This window comes from Stenotrophomonas panacihumi (genome assembly GCF_001431645.1).
Taxonomy (GTDB): domain Bacteria; phylum Pseudomonadota; class Gammaproteobacteria; order Xanthomonadales; family Xanthomonadaceae; genus Stenotrophomonas_A; species Stenotrophomonas_A panacihumi.
This window is the reverse complement of record NZ_LLXU01000131.1, coordinates 1-22,183: the sequence shown is the minus strand read 5'-3', so window position 1 is coordinate 22,183 and position 22,183 is coordinate 1. Positions and strand designations below refer to the sequence as shown.

Below are 22,183 nucleotides of genomic sequence, written 5' to 3'. Positions count from 1 at the left end.
TCAAAAGACGGCGCTGACGCTGACGCCGGTAGTGAGCGGTGGCGTGGGGAATCGGTCAGGCTTGCTCACCGGTGTGGCGAAGAAGCCGTCCCAGGCCAGCGCGCGCCAACGGCCACGCAGGCCGATCGCCGCACCTGCGAGGTGGTCGCCGGGTTGCCACCGCACGGCGGCCCCACCGGCGACGTGGCCGTAGTCCAGGCCGAGGTAGAACGCCTGCCCGCCGCCAAGCGCGAGTTCGGCTTCATTGCGCAGCCACCAGCCGCGGTCGCCGGTCAGCGAGATTTCGCCGTCGAAGCCGCGCACGCTGTAGCGGCCGCCGATGGCGAAGCGGTCTTGCGGCACCAGCGCCGTGTGGTTCCACTGCGCACGCCAGCTGCCGAGGTAGCGCAACGACTGCTTCCCGAGCCGGAAGGGCATGCTCAGGCGAGCGTCGGCGCTGAGCAGGCGCATGCGCGAACTGCCTTCGCCGAACGCCTCTTCAGGCGCGTGCAGGGCATGGAAGGCGCCGGTGCCGCGCCGATAGCCCATGCCCGCTTCGAGGCTGCCCTCGCCGATGAACTGCCGCCACTCCAGGCCCACGGCCCAGCCGGCGGTGGCGCGGCGTTGGACCCGCACCTCGGTGTCGTCGATGTAGTGGCGGCCAGCGCGGCGCCAGCCGTAGCCGTAAAGATTCAGGCGGCTGCGCGCATTGCGATGCAGTAGCAGGCTGGCGCGCAGCTCGGTGTTGTCGCTGCGGCCCCGATACACATAGTCCTCGAACGCACCGGCGACGGTCTGCCGGTAGTCGTAGCCACCGGCGGTGGCGCCGAACAGCCAGCGCCGCAGCGGCACGTCGTAGTGCGCGGTCCAGTTGCCGCTGCCCTTGCCGCTGCCGTTGAACACGTCGTGGCCGGCGTTGAGGTAGAACAGGTCATGCCAGCCCAGCGGGTTATCGCGCGCGAGCGTGGCGTTGGCCTGCAGCTTGCCGGTGGCCTGGCTGCCGGCGTCATCGATCGACACGCTGCCGCGCCATGGGCGCCGCTGCGACCACGCGACGACCAGGGTGCTATCACCGGGGCCGGCGGTATCGCCCTGCGCCGGTTCGATGCGGATATCGGCGGTGGCGCTGGGCACGCGCTGCAGGTTCTCCAGGCCCTGCTCGACGTCGCGCAGGTTGAGCAGCGCGCCAGCCCCGGCCGGCACGGCATTGCGCAGGCTGGCGTGGCGGGGGGCGGGCCCGGCGAAACGAACGGCACGCACGTGGCCGGGCACCACGGTGAGAACCAGGGTGCCGGTGGTCAGGTCCTGCGGCCCGGCGAGCACGCGGGTGGTGATGTAGCCGCGCGCCACCACCGCGTCCTGCACGCGCGCGATCACGACGTTGATGCCCGTCGTGCCGAGGCAGCGGCCAAGGGCCCGGTCGGCACGCGGACTGGCCGCCTTCAGTGCCCAGTTGAAGCGCGTGCTGCCCTCGCCGGCCAGGACGATGCGGGCGATGTGGAAGCACGGCGATTCCGGCATCGCCGGCAAGCGTTTGAAGCGGCGCGCGGTCCACCCATCGTCACGACGAACATCAGCGGGCACTTCGAGTTGTTCGCGAAGCTGACGTTCGCGCTCTTCCTGCTGGCGCTGCAGCTGTGCGGCCGGTTCGGCCGGCTGTGCCTGCAGCGGTGACGCGCCGCCGAAGGCAACGAGGGATAACGCAGCGGAAAGTGCACCGCCAATGCGTCGATTCCGCCGCATCAGGCGCGGAGGGCGGGTCGCTGGGTCCATGCTTCAACTGCTCCCGGGAACGCGATCCGGATGGATCGCGGCGCACAGGCTAGGGAGCAGCTTTACGCGCGAATATTGGAGAAATCACCGGAAATCACGATTGCCCCGCGCGGCAGGGAAGCGCCTATTGGCAGGATGCTTCTTGTGCCTCGGCCGCCACCAACCGCAGCATCAACTGCGCCAGCGTCAACACGTCCTGGTGGTTGTGCGCGAGCACGCGGCGCAGGTCGATGGCATCGCCGCCGCGCAGGTAGTGCAGCCATGCGGCCGGCGCTTGCGAGCCCGGCAGGTCGTCCTCGCGCACGATCTGCAGCAGCTGGCGCTCGATCGTCGCCAGGCGGCAGTTTTCCCAGGTGCCACGGTAGCGGCGGCGCGTGGGGAACAGCAGGTCCACGTGGTCCAGCGCGGAAAGCGGATCGCCGCGGCGCGAGAGCCGGTAGCGGGTTTTCAACAGCGGCGCGTCGTAGCAGCGGCCGTTGTAGCTGGACAGCACGGTGCCCGGCGCCAGCCAGCCGCGGAAGGTATCCAGCATCGCGGCTTCGGCGGCCATCGTGGCCATCAGCAGCTGGCGAATGCGCAGGCCCGGGCCGCGCTCGGCATCTTGGTGCCAGTCGGCCGCGCCAATCATGAAGGCGCGCGTGCCGGTGCCACCGGCCAGGCCGGTGGTCTCGGTATCGAAGAACAGCAGGTCGGCCGGCGCAACGGCATCCTCGCGGCGCGCGAAGGCCAGCGACAGCGGCTGGGCGGGAATGGCTTGCGGCAGGAACGCTTCGACCAGGTGCAGGCCCGGGGCAATCTCCTCGCCGGGCAAGTGGCGGTCACGCGCGCTGGCGCGTCGCACCGGCGCGGCGGCGGCGGGGATGGCGCGTTCGCGCAGGCCGATCAACCGGCGCAGCGCGTCCATGTCGGTGCCGCGCCGGCGAGGTTCGATTGCCGGCACGGGGAGCGCAGAGGGCGTGCCCTGCGCCGGCTTGTGGCGCACCTCGCGCTCGATCCAGGCGAAGACCGGCTCGTTCGCCGAAGGCGGCGCGGCCGTAACCGGTACGGGCGTCGAAGCCACCGGCGGGGCGGCCTTCGGCTCGGGCACCGCAGTGCCCGCCTGCCGACGCAACAGCCGCAGCTTGTCGGCGCTTACGCCCACGTCGCCGCCTCCAACGCAGCGGCCGAAGTTTCCTCGTCCACCGCATCGCGCGCGTTGCCTTCGAGCTGCGCCAGCAACGCAAGTACCTTGAGCGCCAGCGTCTTCGGCGTCGCACCCTCACCCTGTTCCTGCGCGGCCAGCACCGGGCCCACGCAGGCCGGGCAGCCCGCCTTGCAGTCGCAGCGCTGCACCAGTTCACCCGCGCGCATCACCAGCTCGGCCTGGCGTTGCCACAGCGGCTCGCTCAAGCCCACGCCACCGGGGAAGTTGTCGTAGAGGTACACCGTCGGCACGAATGCCTGCTGCAGTTCGACATGGCCCTCGGCGCCATCGGCCCCGCGCAGCTGGCCGCGTCCGCCCTGGTCGGCCACCGCGAACCAGGCGCCGTCGCCATTGCCCACGGCCTTCTGCAGGTCGCGCGCGTCGGCCATCACCGCCACCGTGGCGACCACGTGCAGCGCGTACGCCGCGCCGAGGAAGCCGTCGAGCGCGTCCTGGCGCGAGGCGAACGCCTTGCCCAGCGTCGCCTGCGGCAGCTGCCACCACACCGCGGTGGTGTGCAGTTCCTGGTCGGGCAGGTTCACCGGCCCGTAGCCGATGTTCTCGTGCGTGTAATAGCGAATCTTCTTGTAGCCGGCGACGCGCCTTACCACATGCACTTCGCCATGGTGGCTGTCGCCGCGGCCGGCGGTGCTGCCGTCGAAGCGGTCGAGCACCTTGAGCTTGGTGTAGTCGATGCTGTCGGTGTAGTAGTCCACGTGCGTGCGGGTGACGTAGGCCTTGCGGCCTTCCCAGTCCAGCCGCTCCACCTGGTAGGGCGTGCTCTGCACCATGTGGATGGCGCCTTCGTACAGGGTGAGCGCGGCGGCGGAGTAATCGACCTCGGCGATGATCTGCTGCTTGCCGTCGCTGCGGTCCACCACCACGAAGTTGCCATCGGCCACCGAGCGCAGGCTGACCGCGTTGGCGGGGTAGCTGTCGGCGATCCACTCCCAGCGCTCGCCTTCCTGGTGGATCACGCCGCTTTCGGCCAGCGCTTCCAGGAACACCACCGGGTCCACCGGGCCGAACGGCTCGCCGGCATTGAACGGCAACTCGAACGCCGCGCAGCGGATGTGGTCGAACAGGATCAGCGCCTGGTCCGGCGCGATGCGCGCATGTTCGGGCGAGGCGTCGGCGAAGAAATCCGGATGCCGCACCACGTACTGGTCCAGCGGCTGCGAGCTGGCCACCAGCACGCCCAGCGCCGGCTGCTGGCGGCGGCCGGCGCGGCCGAAACGCTGCCAGGTCGCCGCCACGCTGCCGGGGTAGCCATTGAGCACCACCACGTCGAGCGCGCCGATATCCACGCCCAGTTCCAGCGCCGAGGTGCTGACGATGCCGTCGATCTCGCCGGCGCGCATCGCCTTCTCCACCTCGCGGCGCTCGGTCGGCAGGTAGCCGCCGCGATAGGCGCGGATGCGCGGCGGCTTGCGCGGGTCGTGGTCGAAGATGTCCTTCAGGTATTTGGTGAGCACCTCCACCATCAACCGGCTCTGCGCGAACACCAGCGTCTTGAGCCCGGACTTGATCGCGATGCGCGCGATGCGGTTGCTCTGCGAGCGCGCCGAAGCGCGCAGGCCCAGGTCCGGGTTCACCACCGGCGGGTTCCACAGCAGCACGTGCTTGTCGCCGGCCGGCGCGCCGGATTCGGTGATCGCGCGCACGCGGTCCTCGATCAGCGCCTCGGCATGCGCCTGCGGGTTGCCGATGGTCGCCGAGCACAGGATGAACTGCGGGCTCACGCCATAGAACGCGCAGATGCGCTTGAGCCGGCGCAGCACGTTGGTGACGTGGCTGCCGAACACGCCGCGGTAGGTGTGCACCTCGTCGATCACCACGTACTGCAGGTTCTCGAAGAACTGCGCCCACTTGGTGTGGTGCGGCAGGATGCCCTGGTGGAGCATGTCCGGGTTGGAGACGACGATGTCGCCATGCAGGCGGATTGCCTGGCGTGCATCGCCGGGCGTGTCGCCATCGAAGGTGAAGGCCTTCACCCCGAGGTCGCCGGCGCGGTTGAGTTCCAGCAGCTCGGCCACCTGGTCCTGCGCGAGCGCCTTGGTCGGGAACAGGTACAGCGCCTTGGCGCGGCGGGTCATCGCCGCGGCCACCACCGGCAGCGTGTAGCACAGCGATTTTCCGCTGGCGGTCGGCGTCACCACCGCCACGTGCTCACCGCTGCGCGTGGCGTCCCAGGCTTCGGCCTGGTGGCTGTAGAGCTGCTCGATGCCGCGCGAACGCAGCGCGGCGGCCAGCGCCGGCGGCAGGTCGTCCGGCAACGGCGCGTAGCGGCCCTCGCGGCCGGGAATGGTGAAGCTGCCGGTAATGCGGTCGTGGTAGCGGCGCGACAGCCGGTCGGTCAGCAGCGCGCCGTCGCGCGCCGGGATGCCATCCACGGTGGACAGCGCGCGCTCGGCGTCCTCGGTGCGGCGGGCGAGGGCGTGGGCCATGCAGGTTCCCCAAAAATCGTATCGAACCCGCTCATTGTCTCAATCCGTGAGATTGTCCGGAGGCGCGCGTGGTTCATGATCCTGACGCCTGCACGGGGACACGATGCTCACGCGTCGAATTGCAGGCTGTCGCTTCCCCCCAACAGGAGAACCGAGATGGCCCAACGCATCCCAGAAGGCACCGTGGTGGTGGTGGCCGATGGCGGGTCCGCCCGGGTGTTCGCCAACGTCGCCGAGAGTGGTGGCCTGCAGTTGCACCAGCTCATGGACCTGCAGAGCGCCGAAGGCCAGGGGCCGTCCGGCGCGGTGCCGGCGGACATGAGCCTGGCGCAGGTCGACGAGGCGACGTTCGCCAAGCAGCTGGCTTCCCAGCTCAACGAGGGCGCGCTCAACAACCGCTACGCGCACCTGCTGCTGGTGGCCGACCCGACCACGCTCGGCCGCCTGCGCCCGCTGCTGCACAAGGAAACCCAGGCCCGCCTGCTCGGCGACCTGGCCAAGGACCTCACCAACGCCCCGCTGGCCGATATCCAGCGCGCGCTGGGCTGAGCAGGCCGCGGCGATGGCCTTCGTCGGCGACTACGCGGCGAGTGAACCCACCGCCGAGGCGGTGGCGGCCCTGCCCGGGCGCGTCGCGCTGGAATTCGGGGCGCCCTGGTGCGGGCACTGCCAGGCCGCGCAGCCAGCCCTGGCGCAGGCGCTGCAGGCGCGCGGCGATGCCACCCACCTGAAGGTGGAGGATGGCAAGGGGCGGCCGCTCGGCCGCGCCTACCGCGTCAAGCTGTGGCCGACGCTGGTGCTGCTGCGCGATGGGCAGGAAGTGGCCCGCGTGGTGCGCCCGCGCGAGGCGGCGGACCTGGCGGATGCGCTCGCGCGGTGGGATGCCGCGCCGCCGGCTCAGGTGGAGAACGTATCCGGGTAAGGCATGCCTTCCCCGGTTTCCAGGTACTGCTTGAGGCTGCGCCCGAGGAAGAAGGCCCAGCCGCCCTCGCAGGTGTCCTTGCAGGGCGCGTCCGGGTAATCGAGGTGGCTGAAATCCACCCGCGTGCCGCTGGCCGTGGGATGCAGTTCGAAGCACATCGACGAGCCGACCCACGCGGGGCTGTCGAGCATGTTGGATTGCGTGCAATGCCACACCACGCGGCGGCGGTCGACGTCGTGCAGCACGTCCAGCTCCACGCGCCAGCCGTGCGCGCTCCAGTCCAGCCGCACGTGGCGGCCCTCGCCCTCCGCCTCGCGCGTCCACCACTGCGCCATGTGCACGGGCTGGGTCAACGCGGTCGCGACCACCTCCGGCGCGGCGGCGATGTGGATCTGCTGGCGGAGGGCGTGGGTCATCGGGGTCCCCGGTCGGCAAGCGAAGGGATGATCGCGCACTCCGGCACGGCCGTGGTGTTGCAGCGCGGAAACCCGCTGGCGGATTTCGAGCCGCGTCACCCGCCACTTCGCGGTGCGCATGCTTGCGCTTCAGGAACCCGGCGTGCCGGCCCGTTTCTCCAGGCCCCGGAATGCACCCAGCACCAGCAGGCAAAGGATGCACACGCCCGCGGCGATGAGGTAGCGCCCGATGCCGGATGCAATGCCGATCGCGGCGGCCATCACCAGCGAACTGGCCGTGGTGAGGCCGTTCACCCGGTCGCTGCGCGCGCTGCGCAGGATGGTGCCCGCGGCCACGAAGCCCACGCTGGCCACGACCGCCTCGATCAGGCGCACCGGGTCCACCTGCAGGAGGTCGCGGTAGCGCTCCTGCTGGAAATGCTCGGCGATGCTGTCGCCCAGCCCGACGATCAGCGCCGCGGCGCCGGCGATCATCATGTGGGTACGCAGGCCGGCGGAATGGCGACCCATCTCGCGCTCGATGCCCAGCACGCCACCCAGCACCATGGCGGCCGCCACGCGCAGCACGACGATCAGGTCCTGCGAGAGATGTTCCATGCGGGCGTCCTCCGGTGAGGCCGCCAACATCGCAAGCGCGCGGCGCACGCCGGGTGAAGGCGGCCCGGGGCTATCCTGTGCGGATGAAGCCGCATTCCCCCGCCGCCGAGCGCAACCGCGACCCGATCCTCGGCGTGCTGCGCAGCTACTTCGGCGACCGCCGCCACGTGCTGGAGATCGGCAGCGGCACCGGCCAGCATGCCGTGCACTTCGCCGCGGCGATGCCGTGGCTGCAATGGCAACCCACTGACCATCCCGACGCATTGCCCGGCATCGAGGCGTGGCGGGCCGAGGCGGCACTGCCGAACCTGCGCCCCGCCATCGCGCTGCAATCCGAGTTGGAGGGCGGCCTCCAGCCCACGCCCGCATTGCCGCCGGGCGGCTTCGATGCGGTGTTCACCGCCAACACGCTGCACATCATGGGCTGGCCGCGGGTGCAGGCGCTGTTCGCGAGCCTGCCGGCCCTGATGGCGCCCGATGCGCTGCTGGCGGTCTACGGCCCGTTCAACATCGGCGGCCAGCCGACCAGCGAGAGCAACCGCACCTTCGATGCGTGGTTGAAGAACGAATATGCCGAAGGCGGCATCCGCGACCTCGAAGCCGTGCAGGCGCTGGCGGCCGCCGCGGGCCTGCGTGAGATCGGCCGCTTCGCGATGCCGGCCAACAACTTCTGCCTGCTGTGGCGTCGGGGCGGCGCCCGCGTCGGCTAGACGCGGCGCGCGCGCTCCAGCCACCCGCACGCCGCGGCGAGCAGGACGAATGCCCACCACGCCGGCCAGCGCGACCCGGGATGTTCCGCCCTGCTCGCGCCGCCGATGACCGCATCGGGCGGCGTGACCAGGCGCGCCGTCTGCAGGGCCTGCTCGCGCGCGAAGGCGGCCTTCGCCTGCGCCGGGTCGCGCACGTAGAACGCGGTGGCGTCCCCTCCCGTGCCCAACGTGTGCCAGCCGGCCTGCGCCGGCCAATAGGCGGCGCAGTCACCGCTTGCGGGATCGCGGATGAGCGCGTGCACCCTGCCCGCGGGATCGCGCACCTGCGGGTTCGTCGCGAGCCCGCAAATCACCCCGCGTTCGCCGGCCCACACCGGCGCCGGGATATCGAACGACGCGCCGTGCATGCGGGCGCGCGCCAGCGTGGCCAGCATCGCGCTCCACAGGCGGCCGTGCGCGGCGCTTTCGCCAGCCAGCGGCAGCTGCCAGCTGTCGGTGAGCGTGGTCACGCCGATACGTCCCTGGCCGATGCCGCGCCACCACGCGTAGGGCGTTCCACCCGCATCACGGGCGAGCACCGACAGCGCGGTGTCGGGTGCGAAATCGCGCCGGCCCAGCACGACGGGCGTTTCGCCTTCGGCTACCGGCCATGACACGGGCGTGGTGGCGTTGCCGCCCTGCAGCGGCAGCCCGAACGACGCCAGCGCCTGGCGCGCACCGTTGTCGAGCGGCCCGGCCAGCCGCACCAGCACGCCCAGGCCGCCTCGCGTGGCCTCGCGTACCGCCGCGCGCTGCGAGGCAGACAGGCCGCTCCAGGCGCGCTCGTCGAGCCAGAGCAGGTCGAAGCCGGCCAGGGTGGCGGCGTCGAGCGGCTTGGGCGCGTCGCCCAGCTGCAGGCCACCGCCCACGGCGATCTGCGTGTGCAACGTCACGCCGGCATCGGCGGCCCAGCGGCGCAGGTACTTCCATTCCGGTTGCGGTGCGCCGGCCAGGATCCACACGCGCAACGGCGTCGGCTCCACCACCTGCAGCGGCAGCGGCTGGCGGTCACGCTCGCGGCCCTCGGCATCGAGCACGCGCACGGAGAACAGCACCTGCCCGGCCAGGCGTGCCTGGCCCTGCAGGCGGAATCGTCCCTGCGCGTCGAACGGCGCGGCATCCACGCGGTTGCCGGCGGGATCGAGCAGCTCGACGCGGCCACGCGGCCAGCCCACCACCTGCCCTTCCACCGCGAACGCATTGCCCGGGGCGACGGGCGGCGGCGTAGACAGCCCCGCCAGCCCGGGTGTCGGCGCGGGCGCCTGGAACTGCAGTGGCAACGCGGCGACGGCGTCGCGGTCGCGCGCTGGCAGGCCTTCGCCGAGCACTTGCAGCCGCGCGACGCCGGGACGCTGGCGCAGCGCGGTGGCGAGATCGGGAACCGGCACGGCGCCTTGCGGCGCGCCGGCTTCGGGCAATGCGATGACATCGCCACTGCCTACCGGCGCTGCACCGCGCGTCAGTATCACCAGCGTGCCGCCTTCGCTGGCGCGTGGCAGCGGATACAGGGTGAAGTAAAGCGCCAGCGCGCACAGCGGTTGCAGCGCCAGCAAGCCCGCCCGGCGCGCGCTGCGTGGCTGGCGCCATACGCGCCAGAGGCCGACCAGCGTGGCCAGCGCGATCACGCCGGCGGTGGCGATCTGCCAGGGGTTCATGGGGAATCTCCGGCGGACAGCGCATCGAGATAGCGACGGCCGGTCGCGTCCGGCGCCTGTCGCGGCAGCGGCCGGGCCGGCGGCGCGGCCAGCGTGGTCCACAGCAAGGCGCGCAGGCGTTCGCGGCATTCCGCACAGGACGGCTCGGCGCGGTACTGCTCCAGCGCGGCGGCCAAGTCCAGGGGCGACGCCAGCGCGTTCTCGTGCGTGCCCAGCCAACGGGCGAACGCGTCCAGCCGCGCCGCGGGCACCTCGCCCGCCGCGGGGGCCAGCGCGGTCCACAACGCCAGCGCATCCTTCGTGTCTTCGTCGCGCCACGGCGCCAGCGCGTCGTCGCGACGCGCCAGACCGGCGCGGTCACCGCCCAGGCGGCGCGTCATGTCGATCGGCGGAAGCTCGGGACCCAGCCGCGCGAGATAGATGCGCTCGGCCTGCTGCACTTCCTTGATGAAGCCCAGCGCCTTGTAGGCATAGGGCAACGCCGCGTCGGGGCGGCCCTGCCGCAGCTCGCCCTCGGCCTGCCACATCTGGTCCAGCGCGGCCTTGAGCGTGGCGCGGGTCTTGGGATCGAGCAGCGTCGCCGCCTCGGCATGGTCATGCGTGTGGCCGAACTCGGCCAGCACGTTGCCCTCGTTGCCGAAGCCCGGGGCGTCGCCAGTGGGCGCGTGATCGTGGTCGTGGTCGTCGAGCGCGGCGGCGCCCTGTGCGGCGTCCGCGTGCTTTTCCGGTGCCGGCGCGTCGGCGGTGGGGATGTCGCTGGTAGGCGCGTCGCTGGTGGGTACGTCGGAGGTGGGCACGGCATCGTCGTCGTGCGTGGGCAGCTTCGGCGCGCCCTCGCTTTCCTCGCCGAGGAACTGGCCGTAGCGCAGGCGCAGGATGCGCTGGTCCACGCCGATGGCGTCGGAACGCTTGAGGAAGGTCTCCGCATCGAGCTTGCGCTTGTCCTTCAACAGCGCCTCGGCGTCGATGATGATCTGGCGCTGGCTGCGGAAGTACGCCGGAAGCGTCTTGCGCACGCTTGCTTCCAATTCGACGCCGGCCTGCTGCTGCGGCGAAGGCCAGCGCAGGATCACGCTGCCGCTGCGCGCGGTCTGCGGCGTGGGCGGGTGGTTGTCGCGCACTTCCAGCTGGGCCACGAGGTCATCGCCCGGCTGCATGCCGAGCGCGGTGGGGTCCAGCGTGTATTCGAAGCGGCGCAGCCGCGCGCTGCCGCTGCCATTCAAGGTGACGCCGTGTTCGCTGAAGCGGATGTTCTCGCCGCTGCCCTGGGCCAGCGTGAGCCGCAGCGGCGCGCTGGCGGCGACGGCGTAGTCGTCGCTGGCTTCGAAGCGCAGCGTCCAGCGCTTGCGCGCCGGCTGCCATTCGACCAGCGAGGCTTCCGGTTCGAGCACGCGTACCTGCGGGGCGCGGTCGGGCACCGGCTCCAGGCGGTGCAGGGCCAGCGGCTGGCCATCGAGCACGATGCGATAGAGCAGCGGGCGCTCCAGCACCAGCGTGCCGGTGGCGCGATCACCCTGCAGCGCAAGCGGAATCGTGCGGCCATCGGTGAGGCGCAGCTGCACTTCGCGCGGCGGATGGTCGAACTGCAACGTCCACGCCAGCCGCGTGCCCTGCGGCACCTTGGCATCGAGCGTGGGCAGCGCGCCGGCCGGCTGGTCGGTATACGCAGGCGGAGTGGCCTGCAGCGTGGCGTGGCGAAGGCGCGCCTGCTCGCGGGCACGGGCAGCGTCGTCGTGCATGGCGGAAGGTGGCGGGGAAGCCGGGGCGCGCGCAGGCCAGCCGATGACGGCCGCCAAGGCCAGCACGCCCACCAGCAAGACCGGCACGCCGCGCTTCCAGGGCCAGGGTTCGCGCAGGTCGCGCGCGTTCGATGCCAGGCGCGCCTCCACGCGGTCGCGCTGCAGCTGCTGCAACGGGCCCAGCGTGGCGGCATCGGCGAACAGCAGGTCGGCGCTGTCTTCCAGCGCGGGTTCCGCGTCGAGGCGACGACGCAGCCAGGTGAGATCCAGCCGGCGCGACCACAGCACCGCGCACGCGGCCAGCACCAGGCCGCCGACCAGCAGCGCCGGCCACACGATGGGGCCGGCCTGCCACCGCCACGCCATCACCACGGGCAAAAGCGCCCACGGCCAGCCGAAGGCAAAGACGGTCAGCCGACGGCGACGACGCGCAGCCGCCCAGCGCGAACGCAGCAGCGCGACGCTCATGCCACGACCCCGCGACGGGGTGAAGTGGCCATCCAGCGTTCCAGTGCGAAGACCAGCGCGATCAGCAGCGCGAGGCCGGGAAGCAATGCGGGGGGCGGGCGCGGCCAGTCACGCGCCTGATGCAGTGGCGCGAACCCTCCTGCAGCCGCCCGCGCGGGAGGCGCCACAGGTTGCAGGTGGCGTGCGAGTTCGATCGGGAACCTTGCGTCGAGCAGGCGCGCGTTGGTGGCCGCGTTCCATCCTTGCGGCAAACGCCAGATCCGGCCGTGTCCAAAAGGCGCGGAGGCGAGCAGTACCTCGCCATCGTCACCCTGCCATTCGGTCCGCGGCGAGGTGCCGTCCGGCCACGGGGTGCGGGCGCCCAGCAGCAGCTGGCCGCCGGTACGCACCCAGTCTTGCCACGGCTGGGGAATCGATGCGTCGGCGCCCCAGGCCACGAACGCGGCGTGCGGTGCCGGTGAGCTGCCGGCAGCGTCGGCGAGCGGAAGCGCGGTGGCTTTCGGTTGCCAGGCCGCGTTGAGCGCCCGCAACGTCCGCAGCGCCGGGTCTTTCTCATCGAAGCCGGCAGCCGCCAGCGTCGGCGCGGACACCGGCGGCGCGATCCGGTCGGGCGTGCGAGCCGGCAGCACCTGCCAGTCCACCTGCCGCGAAAGGATCGGACGCTGCGCATCCACGTCGCCCCAGACCGCGGGAACGATGACGGTCAGCGGCGCATCGGCCGGCAATGTGGCGTCGAACTCGCGCAACAGGCTGGCCTCCTGCTGCGGGGCCGCGGGGCGCGGCTGCTCCAGCGCGGGAAAACCCAACGCGAGCCAGTGCGCCTTTGCGTCCTCGGGCAGCTTCAGCGTGCGGCGTGCCGCGTCGTCGAGCGCCGGCGATACCAGCACGCGCGGGCGCCGGTCATCGGCCCCCTGCCACGCCAGCCCGGCCATCAACAGCGCGAGCAGCGCCAGCAACAACAGGCGCACCAGCAGCAGCGGCCATTCGTCGATGCGGATGCGCTGGCGCGGCTTGGGCTGTGCGCGCAGCCAGCGCAGTGCGGCGAAGGACGTCAGGCGCGATTCCTGCCGCCGCGCCAGATGGATCAGCAGGGGCAAGACCGCAGCGGCCAATGCCGCCAGCCCGAGCGGGAACAGCAGGCTCAGCCCCATGCCGCCCCCGTGCCGAACAGGCGTTGCAGGCCGGCGTCCAAGGGTTCGTCCAGGTATTGCGTGGCATGGCGGATGCCCGCTGCCTGCCAGCGCGCCTCGCGCTCGCGCAGCGCCTGGCCGAAGCGGCGCAGGTAGTCGGCGCGCAGCGCGTCGGCATCGCCGAGCAGTTCCTCGCCGGTTTCCGGGTCGCGGAAGCGATGGCCACCGCGGAAGGAAAAATCGCGTTCGTCGGCGCCCAGCACCTGCAGCTGCACTACCTCGCGCCCCGCCTTGGCCAGCCGTTCGCCGAGCACCACGCCGGCCTCGTCGAAGCCGTCGCCCAGCATCAGCACCAGGTCGTGCGCGGCGCTGCGTTCCCAGGCCACGCGCTGGGCCGTTTCCGAAGGCCAACCGCCCTCGGCCTGCAGGCCTTGCAGGGCGAGCCAGATCCGGTCGCGCTGTCGCGTGCCGACGCCGGCGGGGACCAGCTGCACGCGGTCACCGCCGAACACGATCAGGCCGAAGCGATCCCCTTGCCGCAATGCCAACTCACTCGCGCACGCGGCGATACCGCGCAACGTGTCCAGGCGGCTATGGCCCGGGCGCGCCTCGTCCGATTGCCCGGCCGACGCGCTGGCATCCAGCAGCAGCCACAACGTGAGCGGGCTTTCGCGCTCGGCTTCGCGCACGAAGAAGCGGTCCGAACGCGCATAGAGCTTCCAGTCGATCTGCCGCAGTTCATCGCCCGGCTCGTACGCGCGGTACTGCGCGAATTCCAGCCCGGCGCCGCGGCTGCGGCTGGCGTGCAGGCCCACGCTCTGCTGGCCCGCCGCACGGCGCGCGCGCAGCTGCACGCTGCGCAGGCGGCCGCGCACATCGGCGGGAATCAGGAAGGGCCCGGAAACGTCCACGGGGCGAATCAGGCGGGGAACGGCACGGCGGCGAGCAGCGCCTCGATCACGTCGTCCGGGCGCTTCTGCTCGGCTTCGGCGGCGAAGGAAAGCAGCACGCGATGGCGCATGACCGGCGCGGCGAGCGCGACCACGTCCTCGCGCGTGGCGGCGAAGCGGCCCTGCAGCAGCGCGCGCGCCTTGGCGGCCAACACCAGCGATTGCCCGGCGCGCGGGCCGGCGCCCCACTTCACCCACTGGCGCACGGCTTCGGGCGCTTCCGGGCCGGGACGGCTGGCGCGCACGATGCGGTTGATCCAGGTCAGTACGTCCTCGCCCACGTGCACCTCGCGCACATGCGCCTGCAGCGCCACGACCGTGTCGCCGTCCATCACCTTGGGCACCGTGCCGCTGTGCGTGCCGGTGGTGTGCAACAGGATGTCGCGCTCTTCCGCTTCGCTGGGGTAATCCACGCGCACGTGCAGCAGGAAGCGGTCCAGCTGGGCTTCGGGCAGCGGATAGGTGCCGGCCTGCTCGATGGGGTTCTGCGTGGCCAGCACGAAGAACGGCGCGGGCAGCGAATAGGTGGTGCCGGCGTAGCTGACGGTGCGTTCCTGCATTGCCTCCAGCAGCGCGGCCTGGGTCTTGGGCGGCGTGCGGTTGAGTTCGTCGGCCAGCAGCAGGTTGGTGAAGATCGGGCCGGGCTGGAAGCGGAAATGGCGGTGGCCGGTGCCGTGGTCTTCCTCCAGCAGTTCGGTGCCGAGGATGTCGCTGGGCATCAGGTCCGGGGTGAACTGCACGCGGCGGAACTGCAGTGCCAGCGCCTGGCCGAGCGAGCGCACCAGCAGCGTCTTGCCCAGGCCGGGCGCGCCTTCGAGCAGGCAATGGCCGCCGGCGAGCAGGCCGATGAGCAGCTGTTCGACCACGGTGGACTGGCCGACCACCGCCTGCGCGAGCGCCTGGCGGAGCTCGCCGAGGCGGGCGATGTGCTGCGGGAGTGCGGAGGCGTCTGGGGAGGTCATGGGGGTGTCTCGATGAAGGAGCAGGTCAGCTGTTCAATGCATACATCACGATGTTCACCGCGAACTTCGTGTTGTCTTCGGCCAGGAAGCGCTTGTTGCGCCAGTCGTAGTCCCACTCACAGCCATAGTCCTTGTTGCTGTAGAGCACGCCGAGGCGGCCGTCGATCTCGATGCCCTTCAGGTAGTCGTGGACGAGGTCGTCGCCCCAGCCGTTGAGCTCGAAGCCGGTGGCCGGCGGGCCTTCGGGGAACTTGAAGAAACTGCTGTAGATCGGGTGCTTGTTGGAGAGCTTCTTCAGCGCGTCCTTGCCGAAGATCGACGCCATCTGCGCCTCGAACGAGCGCGCGAACAGGCCGTCGATATCGTGGTTGCAGTCATCCACGAACGCGAAGCCGCCATTGCGCACGTAGCGTTCGAAGTTGCGCCGCTCGGCCGCGTTGAACTCGACCAGCTTGTGCCCGGCCAGGTACAGGAAGGGCGCCTGCAGCACGCGCGCATCGGCCAGTGGCAGCACGTGTTCGACCGGATCCACGCGCAGGTGGGTGTAGTCGACCAGCGAGGTGATGAGGTTGGACGGCATGCGCGCGTCCACGTCCCAGTCGCCGGAGTCGTACTTGAGGCGGGTGAACCAGAAGTCGTACTGCGGCGCGGCGGCGCGCACGGACGGCACGGCAAAGGCCGCCGCCGTACCCAGCATCAGCCGAAGAAACTCACCACGCGTGAAAGAACGACTGGCCAAGACTGCCTCGGATGGAGAGCCCCCCTTTGGTAAAGGGGGGCGCGCCGAAGGCGCGGGGGAATTGGAAGCATCGAAACAGGGGCCCAAGTTTGCGCACGCGCAAGCTTGGGGGCGAAGCCCGCTTCGCGGGCATCGCCTTACCCTTTACACCGCATCGGACAACGAAGTGAACGTGAAATCGCGCAAACGCATCGGCGGGATCATCATCACGAAGCTCGACTCATCGCCCGCCACGCGCACCGGCTTGCCCAGCTCGTCGATGTTGTTGAGCATGATCACCGGCGATTCGTTGAAGCGGAAATTCTTCACCGGGTACTTGATCTGCCCGTTCTCGATGTAGAACGTGCCGTCGCGGGTCAGGCCGGTCAGCAGCACCGTCTGCGGGTCCACCATGCGGATGTACCAGGTGCGGGTAACCAGGATGCCCTTCTCGGTGGTGCGCACCAGATCGGCGATGGACTTGTCGCCACCGGCCATCAGCAGGTTGCCCGGCTCGCCGACCGCGCGCTTGCCGTTCTTCTGCGCCCAGAAGCGCGAGTAGTTGAGGTTGGCGATCTTGCCGTTCTCGACGATGGCCATCTTCTCGCGCGGCAGGCCCTCGTCGTCCCACGGCAGCACCGGCGCGCCGGGGTGCCACGGGTCGGCGGTGATGTTCACGCGCGGGTCGTAGACCTGCTCGCCGAGCTTGTTGCCGCCGCCCTTCTTGGACAGGAAGCTGCGGCCTTCATCGGCCGAGCGCGCGCTGAAGAAGTTCATCATGAAGGAGATCAGGCCCGCGGCCGCGGCCGGTTCCAGGATCACCGTGTACTTGCCCGGCTCCAGCGCCTTGGCCTCGGAGGATTCGCTGGCCTTGCGCATCGCGATGCGGATGTCCTGCTCGGCCTTGAAGTCCGCCGCGTCCTTGAGGTTGCGGCCCACCCAGCCCGAGCCGCGGCCGTCTTCGGTGCGCACGGTGCAGGTGTAGTCGAAACGCGTGCCGCGCTGGTAGCCGAAGTTGCCGTTGGAGTTGGCGATGGCGGTGAAGCTCTGGCCATCTTCCAGGAAGCCGGCGGCGATCAGCCCGTGGCCCTTGCACGGGGCGATGGAATCGGCGGCGACCTTGGCGCGGAATTCCGGGTCGATGGCGGCGGTGGATTCGCTGAAGGTCGGGCTCGGCTGGTAGTCCTGCTTCTGCACCGCCGGGATGAACTCCGGGTTCTCCGGCGCCAGACGGGCGAGGTCTTCGGCGCGGCGCACCACGCGCTCCAGCGAGGCGTCGTCGAACTCGTTGATGGTGGCGATGCCCACGCGCTTGCCGAAGGCGACCTGCACGGCCAGCTCGGTGTTCTCCACGATGCCGCTGGTGGAGACGTTGTTGAGCGCGAAACGGATGTTGCCGTCGATGGAGCCGGACAGCTGGGCGGTGCACTCGTCCGCCTTGGACAGCTTGATGACCTTGTCCAGGATGGCCTTGGCCTGTGCTTCGGTGAGGATGCTCATGAGGTAAGGCTCCGGATCAGCCCAGCGAACGGGCGGTGTTGATGACGTTGACGCCGTTGAAGCGCGCGGTGGACGAGCCGTGCGACACGGCCGAGACCTGGCCCGGCTGGCCCTTGCCGTCGAAGAACGAACCGCCCAGGCGGTAGTCACGCTCGTCGGCCACGGCCACGCAGGCGTTCCAGAACTCCGGCGTGCGGATCTGGTAGGCCACGTCTTCCAGCATGCGGGTGATCTGGCCGTTCTTGATCTCGTAGAACAGCTGGCCGCCGAACTGCGCGTTGTAGCGCTGCTGGTCGATGGAGAACGAACCGTCGCCGATGATGTAGATGCCGTTCTCGACGTCCTTGATCATGTCGGCCACGCTCAGCGGGGTCTTGCCGGCGGCCATCGAGACATTGGCCATGCGCTGGAACTGCACGCTGGACCAGGAGTCGGCATAGCAGCAGCCGTCCGATTCGGTCTTGCCCAGGATGTGGGCCTGGTCGCGGATGGCCTGGTAGTCCACCAGCACGCCGTCCTTGATGAGGTCCCAGCGCTTGGTCTTGACGCCTTCGTCGTCGTAGCCGACGGCGCCCAGGCTGCCCGGCTGCACCTTGTCGGCGAAGATGTTGACCTTGTCGCTGCCGTACTGGAAATGCGACTTCTGCTTGTCCAGCGTGGCGAAGCTGGTGCCGGCGTAGTTGGCTTCGTAGCCGAGCACGCGGTCCAGCTCCAGCGGGTGGCCGATGGATTCGTGGATGGTCAGCCAGGTGTGCGAGGGGTCGAGCACCAGGTCGTACTTGCCCGGCTTGACCGAAGGCGCCTTCAGCTTCTCCTGCGCCTGCCTGGCCGCGGCGATGGCGTCTTCCTTCATGTCGTAGGACAGGCCGTAGTTCACCACGCCGTTCGGGGTGAGCACCTTGCCCGAGGCGGCGCCGTCCAGGTACTCGTAGCCCATGCCCATCGGCGCGGACAGGCCCTCGCGGGTGCGGAACTTGCCGCTGGCCTTGTCGATGGCGGTGATCGTCATCGGCGCCCAGATGCGGTGCACGTCCTGGTCGATGTACGAGCCGTCGGTGCTGGCGAAGTACTTCTGCTCGTTGACCACGAACAGCATGGAATTGACGAAGCTGGCGCCGGCGCCCATGGCCGCGGCGTTGACGCCGAGCAGCAGGTCGACCTTGTCCTTGATCGGCACTTCCATCGCGTTCTTCCTGATCGGCGTCTTCCACGACACCTCGCCGAAGCCCGGCGCCTTGGCCAGCTGCACCGGCGCGGTCTGGATCTTCGCGTTGGCCTTGGCGATCGCCGCGGCCTGCTGCGCGGCCCTGGCCACGCCCTGGTCGGTCAGCTCGTTGGTGGCGGCGAAGCCCCACGCGCCGTTGGCGATCACGCGGATGCCCACGCCGGTGGACTCGGTGTTCACCACGTTCTGCACCTTGTCCTCGCGGGTGATCACGAACTGGCGCAGGTAGCGGCCCACGCGCACGTCGCAGTAGCTCGCGCCGGCGGCGCGCGCGGCGGTCAGGGCGGTGTCGGCCAGGCGCTTCTTGTGCGCCGGGTCGAGGATGGTCAGCAACTGCTCGGCCGCGATGGCCTTGCCAAAGAAGGACGGCACCAAAAGGCCGCCGGCGGTCAGCCCGCTCAGGGCCAGGAAATCACGTCGTTGCACGGCGATACTCCCCGGAAAACCCGCGACGGGCGCGGAAGGTTGTTGGTTGGACGCGGCCCACTGCCCGCGTCCCCGATTCTTGCGGGACGCGGGGCGGTGCGTCGAGTGACTTTCGACAGGGATCAAGTGGACCGGCGGCACGGCTTGCGCCCACCGGCCTCGTCCTCACCCCAGCGAGCGCGCCGTGTTGATGACGTTGACCCCGTCGAAGCGCGTCGTGGCCGAGCCGTGCGACACCGCCGAGACCTGGCTGGGCTGGCCCTTGCCGTCGAAGAACGAACCGCCGAGGCGGAAGTCGCGTTCGTCGCAGATCGCCGAGACCGAGTTCCAGAATTCCGGCGTGCGGATCTGGTAGGCGCCGTCCTCGACGAGGCGGGTGACCTGGCCGTGTTCGATCTCGTAGATCAGCTGGCCGCCGAACTGCGCGTTGTAGCGCTGCTGGTCAATGGAGTACGAGCCGCGGCCATGGATGTACAGGCCCTTCTCCACGCCAGCCACCATCTTCGCCACGTCCAGCGGCTGCTTGCCGGCCGCCAGCGAGACGTTGGGCATGCGCTGGAACTGCACGCTGGACCAGGCATCGGCATAGCTGCAGCCGTCGGACTCGGTCTTGCCCAGGATGTGCGCCTGGTCACGGGTGCACTGGTAATCCACCAGGATGCCGTCGCGCACCAGGTCCCACTGCTTGGTCTTCACGCCTTCGTCGTCGTAACCCACCGCGCCCAGGCTGCCCGGGCGGGTCTTGTCGGCGACGAAGTTGACCAGCGGGCTGCCCCAGCGGAAGCCGGCGTCGCGCTTGTCGATCGTGGCGAAGCTGGTGCCGGCGTAGTTGGCTTCGTAGCCGAGCACGCGGTCCAGCTCCAGCGGGTGGCCGACCGACTCGTGGATGGTGAGGAACAGGTTGCTCGGGTCGATCACCAGGTCGTACTTGCCCGGCTTGACCGACGGCGCGGAAAGCTTGGCGCGCGCCTGCTTCGCCGCGGCCACCGCGTCCTCGCGCGGGTCGTAGGACAGGCCATAGGCGATGAGGCCGCCGGGCAGGTGGTGCTTCTGCGCGGCGTCGCCATCCAGATACTCATAGCCCATGCCGACCGGCGCGCCGAGGCCGTCGCGGGTGCGGAACTTGCCGCTGGCCTTGTCCACCGCGGTGACGGTGAACGGCAACCACAGGCGATGGACGTCCTGGTCGATCCACGAGCCGTCGCTGCTGGCGAAATACTTCTGCTCGTTGATCGCGAACAGGCGCGAGGCGGCGAAATCCGCGCCGGCGTTCATCGCCGCGGCGTTGACGTCCAGCAGCAGCGCCACCTTCTCGGCGACCGGCACTTCCATCGCATTGCGCTTGATCGGCGTGCGCCAGCTCACTTGCCCGGCCGGGCTGACCGGCGCCAGCTGCACCGGCCGTTCGGCCAGCCGCGCGTTGGCGCGGGCGATGGCGATGGCCTGGCGCGCGGCAGTGGCCACGCCGTCGCTGGTGAGCGTGTTGGTCGCGGCGAAGCCCCAGGCGCCGTTGGCGATGACGCGCACGCCCACGCCGATGGATTCGCCATTGACCACGTTCTCCACCTTCGCCTCGCGGGTCACCACGAACTGGCGCAGGTAGCGGCCCACGCGCACGTCGCAGTAGCTGGCGCCGCCGGCCTTGGCGGCGGCCAGCGCGGCATCGGCGAGGCGGCGGTTGCGCGCGGCGTCGGCGGGGACGAGCAGCTGTTCGGCGGCGATCAGGCGGGTGCTGGGCAGCAGCAGCCCGCCGGCGCCAAGCGCCGAGAGCTGCAGGAAGGTACGACGATCCACGCGGGGCTTCTCCTGGGACGGGCGCGTGCGGCATCCATCGCATTGCGCAAACCCCGAGCGTGGCCGGGGCGCGGAAAGGTGGTCAAGTGACTGCGGTCATGGACGACATGACGGTGGCCGCAATGCCACGCCTGCAGGAGCGGCTTCAGCCGTGACCCAGTGCCCCCAGCAGTACATCCGCCACGACCTTCGGCAACTTCCGCAGCAACGTGCCATTGACCTGCAGCATCGCATTGCCTCCCGGCGGCGGCGCGGCGACGTGCACGCCCTGCGCCTGCGACCGGCGTGCCCAGGCATCGCCATCGGTTCCTTCGGGCAGGAACAGCAGCACGCTGCTGGTGCCTTCCGGCAGCCGCTCGATGCGCAGGCGTCCATCGGCCTTCAGCAGCGCGAACAGCTGCTCGGCCGCCTGCCACGCGCGGGCGTACTGCGCTTCGTAGCCCTCCAGATAATTCAACGCCGGCGCGGCCAGCGGCCATGCATGCGGCAGCCCGCCGCCGAACATTCGCCGTTGCGGGCGCAGCGGCTCGATCAGCGCCGACTCGCCGGCCAGGATCGCCCCGGAGGCTGCATTGAAGTGTTTCCACAGCGAGACGTAGACCGTATCGAAGAGAGCGGCGTACGCGCGCACGTCGTGCCCGGTGTGCTGCGGCAGGTTGAACAGCCGCGCACCGTCCAGGTGCAGGCCGATGCCCTCGCCACGCGCGTACTCGCACAGCGCGCGTACGTCCTCCCACGGCACGTAACGATGGCCGAGGCGACGCACGGGGCTTTCCAGCGAGATCGCGCCGATCCGCATCGGCACCCGTCCGCCGGCCGCGCGCGCGACTTCGCTGCGTACCGATTCCAGCGGCAGCGCGGCGTTGTTCGAGTCCAGCGGCACGAGGTTGAGCGCGCTCAGCACCGAGGTGCAGTCGCCGCTGTCGTTGTAGAGGTGGCTCTCGGCCTGCACGAGCACGCGGCGGTGTTCGCCGGCCAGCGCGCGTACCGCCAGGTGGTTGGCCAGCGTGCCGGTCGGCAGGTAGATCGCGGCGGGTTTGCCGAGGCGCCGGGCGAAGGCGTGTTCGATGTCCTCGATCGTGCCGCCGAGGCTGTAGTAGTCGGCCTCGAAATCCCGCGTGGCGGTGAGCTTCGACAGCTCGGCCGCGTATTGCGAGGGGGTCAGGCCGAGGCCGTCTGTGAGGAAGTCCACGTTGCTGGCGGCAGTCTCCGCGGCGAAGGCCGGTGCGCTGGCGCCCAGCGCGGGCAACGCGGCCGCCAGGCCGCTGGTGGCGAGAAAGCTGCGACGATCCATGCACATCCTTGTGGCCCGTGCGCCGGCCCCAATGGCGGCGACATCGCCCCGAGCATAGCCGCCCGCGCGCGTCAGCCGAAGAACCGGCTCGGCGCCTGCCCGAAATGGCGGCGGAACATGCGGGTGAACGCACTGGCGTTGTCGTAGCCGAGCGCGGCGGCGACGTCGATCACCTTCTCGCCGCCGGCCAGCCGTTCCAGCGCGCGCAGCAGCCTGGCCTGCGAGCGCCACTGCGCCCCTCTCTTATTCACCTCTT

The 22,183-nt window shown here is 70.4% G+C and carries 18 protein-coding genes and 1 pseudogene; 3 read left to right on the top strand and 16 right to left on the bottom strand.

The features are described 5' to 3' along the window. The 3 genes and pseudogenes from ARC20_RS16810 to ARC20_RS16800 all read right to left on the bottom strand — a co-directional run bounded on the left by ARC20_RS16810 (position 1) and on the right by ARC20_RS16800 (position 5,382). The gene (locus tag ARC20_RS16810) at positions 1–1,752 is read right to left on the bottom strand and encodes a ShlB/FhaC/HecB family hemolysin secretion/activation protein (RefSeq protein ID WP_237642618.1); all 1,752 of its coding nucleotides are present in this window, start codon (positions 1,750–1,752) and stop codon (positions 1–3) included. Between the two features lie 124 nt (positions 1,753–1,876). Continuing rightward, positions 1,877–2,908 (bottom strand): annotated as a pseudogene (locus ARC20_RS16805) (ribonuclease H-like domain-containing protein); the annotation flags it as partial. Continuing rightward, the gene (locus ARC20_RS16800) at positions 2,884–5,382 is read right to left on the bottom strand and encodes a DEAD/DEAH box helicase (RefSeq protein ID WP_057649198.1); all 2,499 of its coding nucleotides are present in this window, start codon (positions 5,380–5,382) and stop codon (positions 2,884–2,886) included. The gene ARC20_RS16800 and the pseudogene ARC20_RS16805, both read right to left, overlap by 25 nt. A gap of 156 nt (positions 5,383–5,538) precedes the next feature. Between ARC20_RS16800 and ARC20_RS16795 the strand changes: the two genes are divergently transcribed. Continuing rightward, on the top strand, positions 5,539–5,931 hold the full coding sequence (locus ARC20_RS16795; RefSeq protein ID WP_057649197.1) for a host attachment family protein: 393 nt from the start codon (positions 5,539–5,541) through the stop codon (positions 5,929–5,931). A 13-nt stretch (positions 5,932–5,944) separates the two neighbouring features. Next, complete coding sequence (locus ARC20_RS16790; protein WP_057649196.1) at positions 5,945–6,304, top strand: thioredoxin family protein; 360 nt, start codon at positions 5,945–5,947, stop codon at positions 6,302–6,304. Here the strand turns inward: ARC20_RS16790 and ARC20_RS16785 are convergent. Both ARC20_RS16785 and ARC20_RS16780 read right to left on the bottom strand, forming a co-directional pair. Further along, on the bottom strand, positions 6,280–6,720 hold the full coding sequence (locus ARC20_RS16785) for an SRPBCC family protein (RefSeq protein WP_057649194.1): 441 nt from the start codon (positions 6,718–6,720) through the stop codon (positions 6,280–6,282). The two genes, ARC20_RS16790 and ARC20_RS16785, sit on opposite strands and share 25 nt — an antisense overlap. A gap of 129 nt (positions 6,721–6,849) precedes the next feature. Next, positions 6,850–7,317 (bottom strand): MgtC/SapB family protein, encoded by a 468-nt coding sequence (locus ARC20_RS16780; RefSeq protein WP_057649266.1) that lies wholly within the window; start codon positions 7,315–7,317, stop codon positions 6,850–6,852. A gap of 83 nt (positions 7,318–7,400) precedes the next feature. Here ARC20_RS16780 and ARC20_RS16775 point away from each other — a divergent pair, with 83 nt between their 5' ends. Then, entirely contained in the window at positions 7,401–8,027 is a 627-nt protein-coding gene (locus ARC20_RS16775) for a DUF938 domain-containing protein (protein WP_057649192.1), read from the top strand. Here ARC20_RS16775 and ARC20_RS16770 read toward each other — a convergent pair. The 11 genes from ARC20_RS16770 to ARC20_RS16720 all read right to left on the bottom strand — a co-directional run. Continuing rightward, entirely contained in the window at positions 8,024–9,721 is a 1,698-nt protein-coding gene (locus ARC20_RS16770; RefSeq protein WP_057649190.1) for a hypothetical protein, read from the bottom strand. The genes ARC20_RS16775 and ARC20_RS16770 overlap by 4 nt on opposite strands. After that, on the bottom strand, positions 9,718–11,928 hold the full coding sequence (locus ARC20_RS16765) for a hypothetical protein (RefSeq protein WP_057649188.1): 2,211 nt from the start codon (positions 11,926–11,928) through the stop codon (positions 9,718–9,720). Before ARC20_RS16765 ends, ARC20_RS16770 begins: the two co-directional genes overlap by 4 nt. Next, positions 11,925–13,079, bottom strand: coding sequence for a BatA domain-containing protein (locus ARC20_RS16760; RefSeq protein WP_057649186.1), 1,155 nt, complete (start codon positions 13,077–13,079; stop codon positions 11,925–11,927). Before ARC20_RS16760 ends, ARC20_RS16765 begins: the two co-directional genes overlap by 4 nt. After that, positions 13,070–13,969 (bottom strand): DUF58 domain-containing protein, encoded by a 900-nt coding sequence (locus tag ARC20_RS16755; RefSeq protein WP_057649184.1) that lies wholly within the window; start codon positions 13,967–13,969, stop codon positions 13,070–13,072. Before ARC20_RS16755 ends, ARC20_RS16760 begins: the two co-directional genes overlap by 10 nt. 8 nt (positions 13,970–13,977) lie before the next feature. Then, a complete protein-coding gene (locus ARC20_RS16750) occupies positions 13,978–14,970 on the bottom strand; it encodes an AAA family ATPase (protein WP_057649183.1) in 993 nt (330 codons plus the stop codon). A gap of 25 nt (positions 14,971–14,995) precedes the next feature. After that, positions 14,996–15,667 carry a DUF4159 domain-containing protein gene (locus ARC20_RS16745; protein ID WP_057649181.1) on the bottom strand — a complete coding sequence of 224 codons (672 nt, stop codon included), beginning with the start codon at positions 15,665–15,667 and terminating at the stop codon, positions 14,996–14,998. A gap of 186 nt (positions 15,668–15,853) precedes the next feature. Then, positions 15,854–17,188: a TldD/PmbA family protein gene (locus ARC20_RS16740; protein ID WP_057649179.1), complete on the bottom strand. Its 1,335-nt coding sequence runs from the start codon at positions 17,186–17,188 to the stop codon at positions 15,854–15,856. Positions 17,189–17,204: 16 nt separating this feature from the next. Next, positions 17,205–18,839: a TldD/PmbA family protein gene (locus ARC20_RS16735; protein ID WP_057649178.1), complete on the bottom strand. Its 1,635-nt coding sequence runs from the start codon at positions 18,837–18,839 to the stop codon at positions 17,205–17,207. A 165-nt stretch (positions 18,840–19,004) separates the two neighbouring features. Next, positions 19,005–20,633, bottom strand: a complete 1,629-nt coding sequence (locus tag ARC20_RS16730) for a TldD/PmbA family protein (protein ID WP_057649175.1) — start codon at positions 20,631–20,633, stop codon at positions 19,005–19,007. A gap of 145 nt (positions 20,634–20,778) precedes the next feature. Then, positions 20,779–21,927: a threonine aldolase family protein gene (locus tag ARC20_RS16725; RefSeq protein ID WP_057649173.1), complete on the bottom strand. Its 1,149-nt coding sequence runs from the start codon at positions 21,925–21,927 to the stop codon at positions 20,779–20,781. 71 nt (positions 21,928–21,998) lie between these two features. Continuing rightward, positions 21,999–22,183: helix-turn-helix domain-containing protein (locus ARC20_RS16720; protein WP_152983966.1), on the bottom strand; the 185-nt coding region annotated here is incomplete at its 5' end.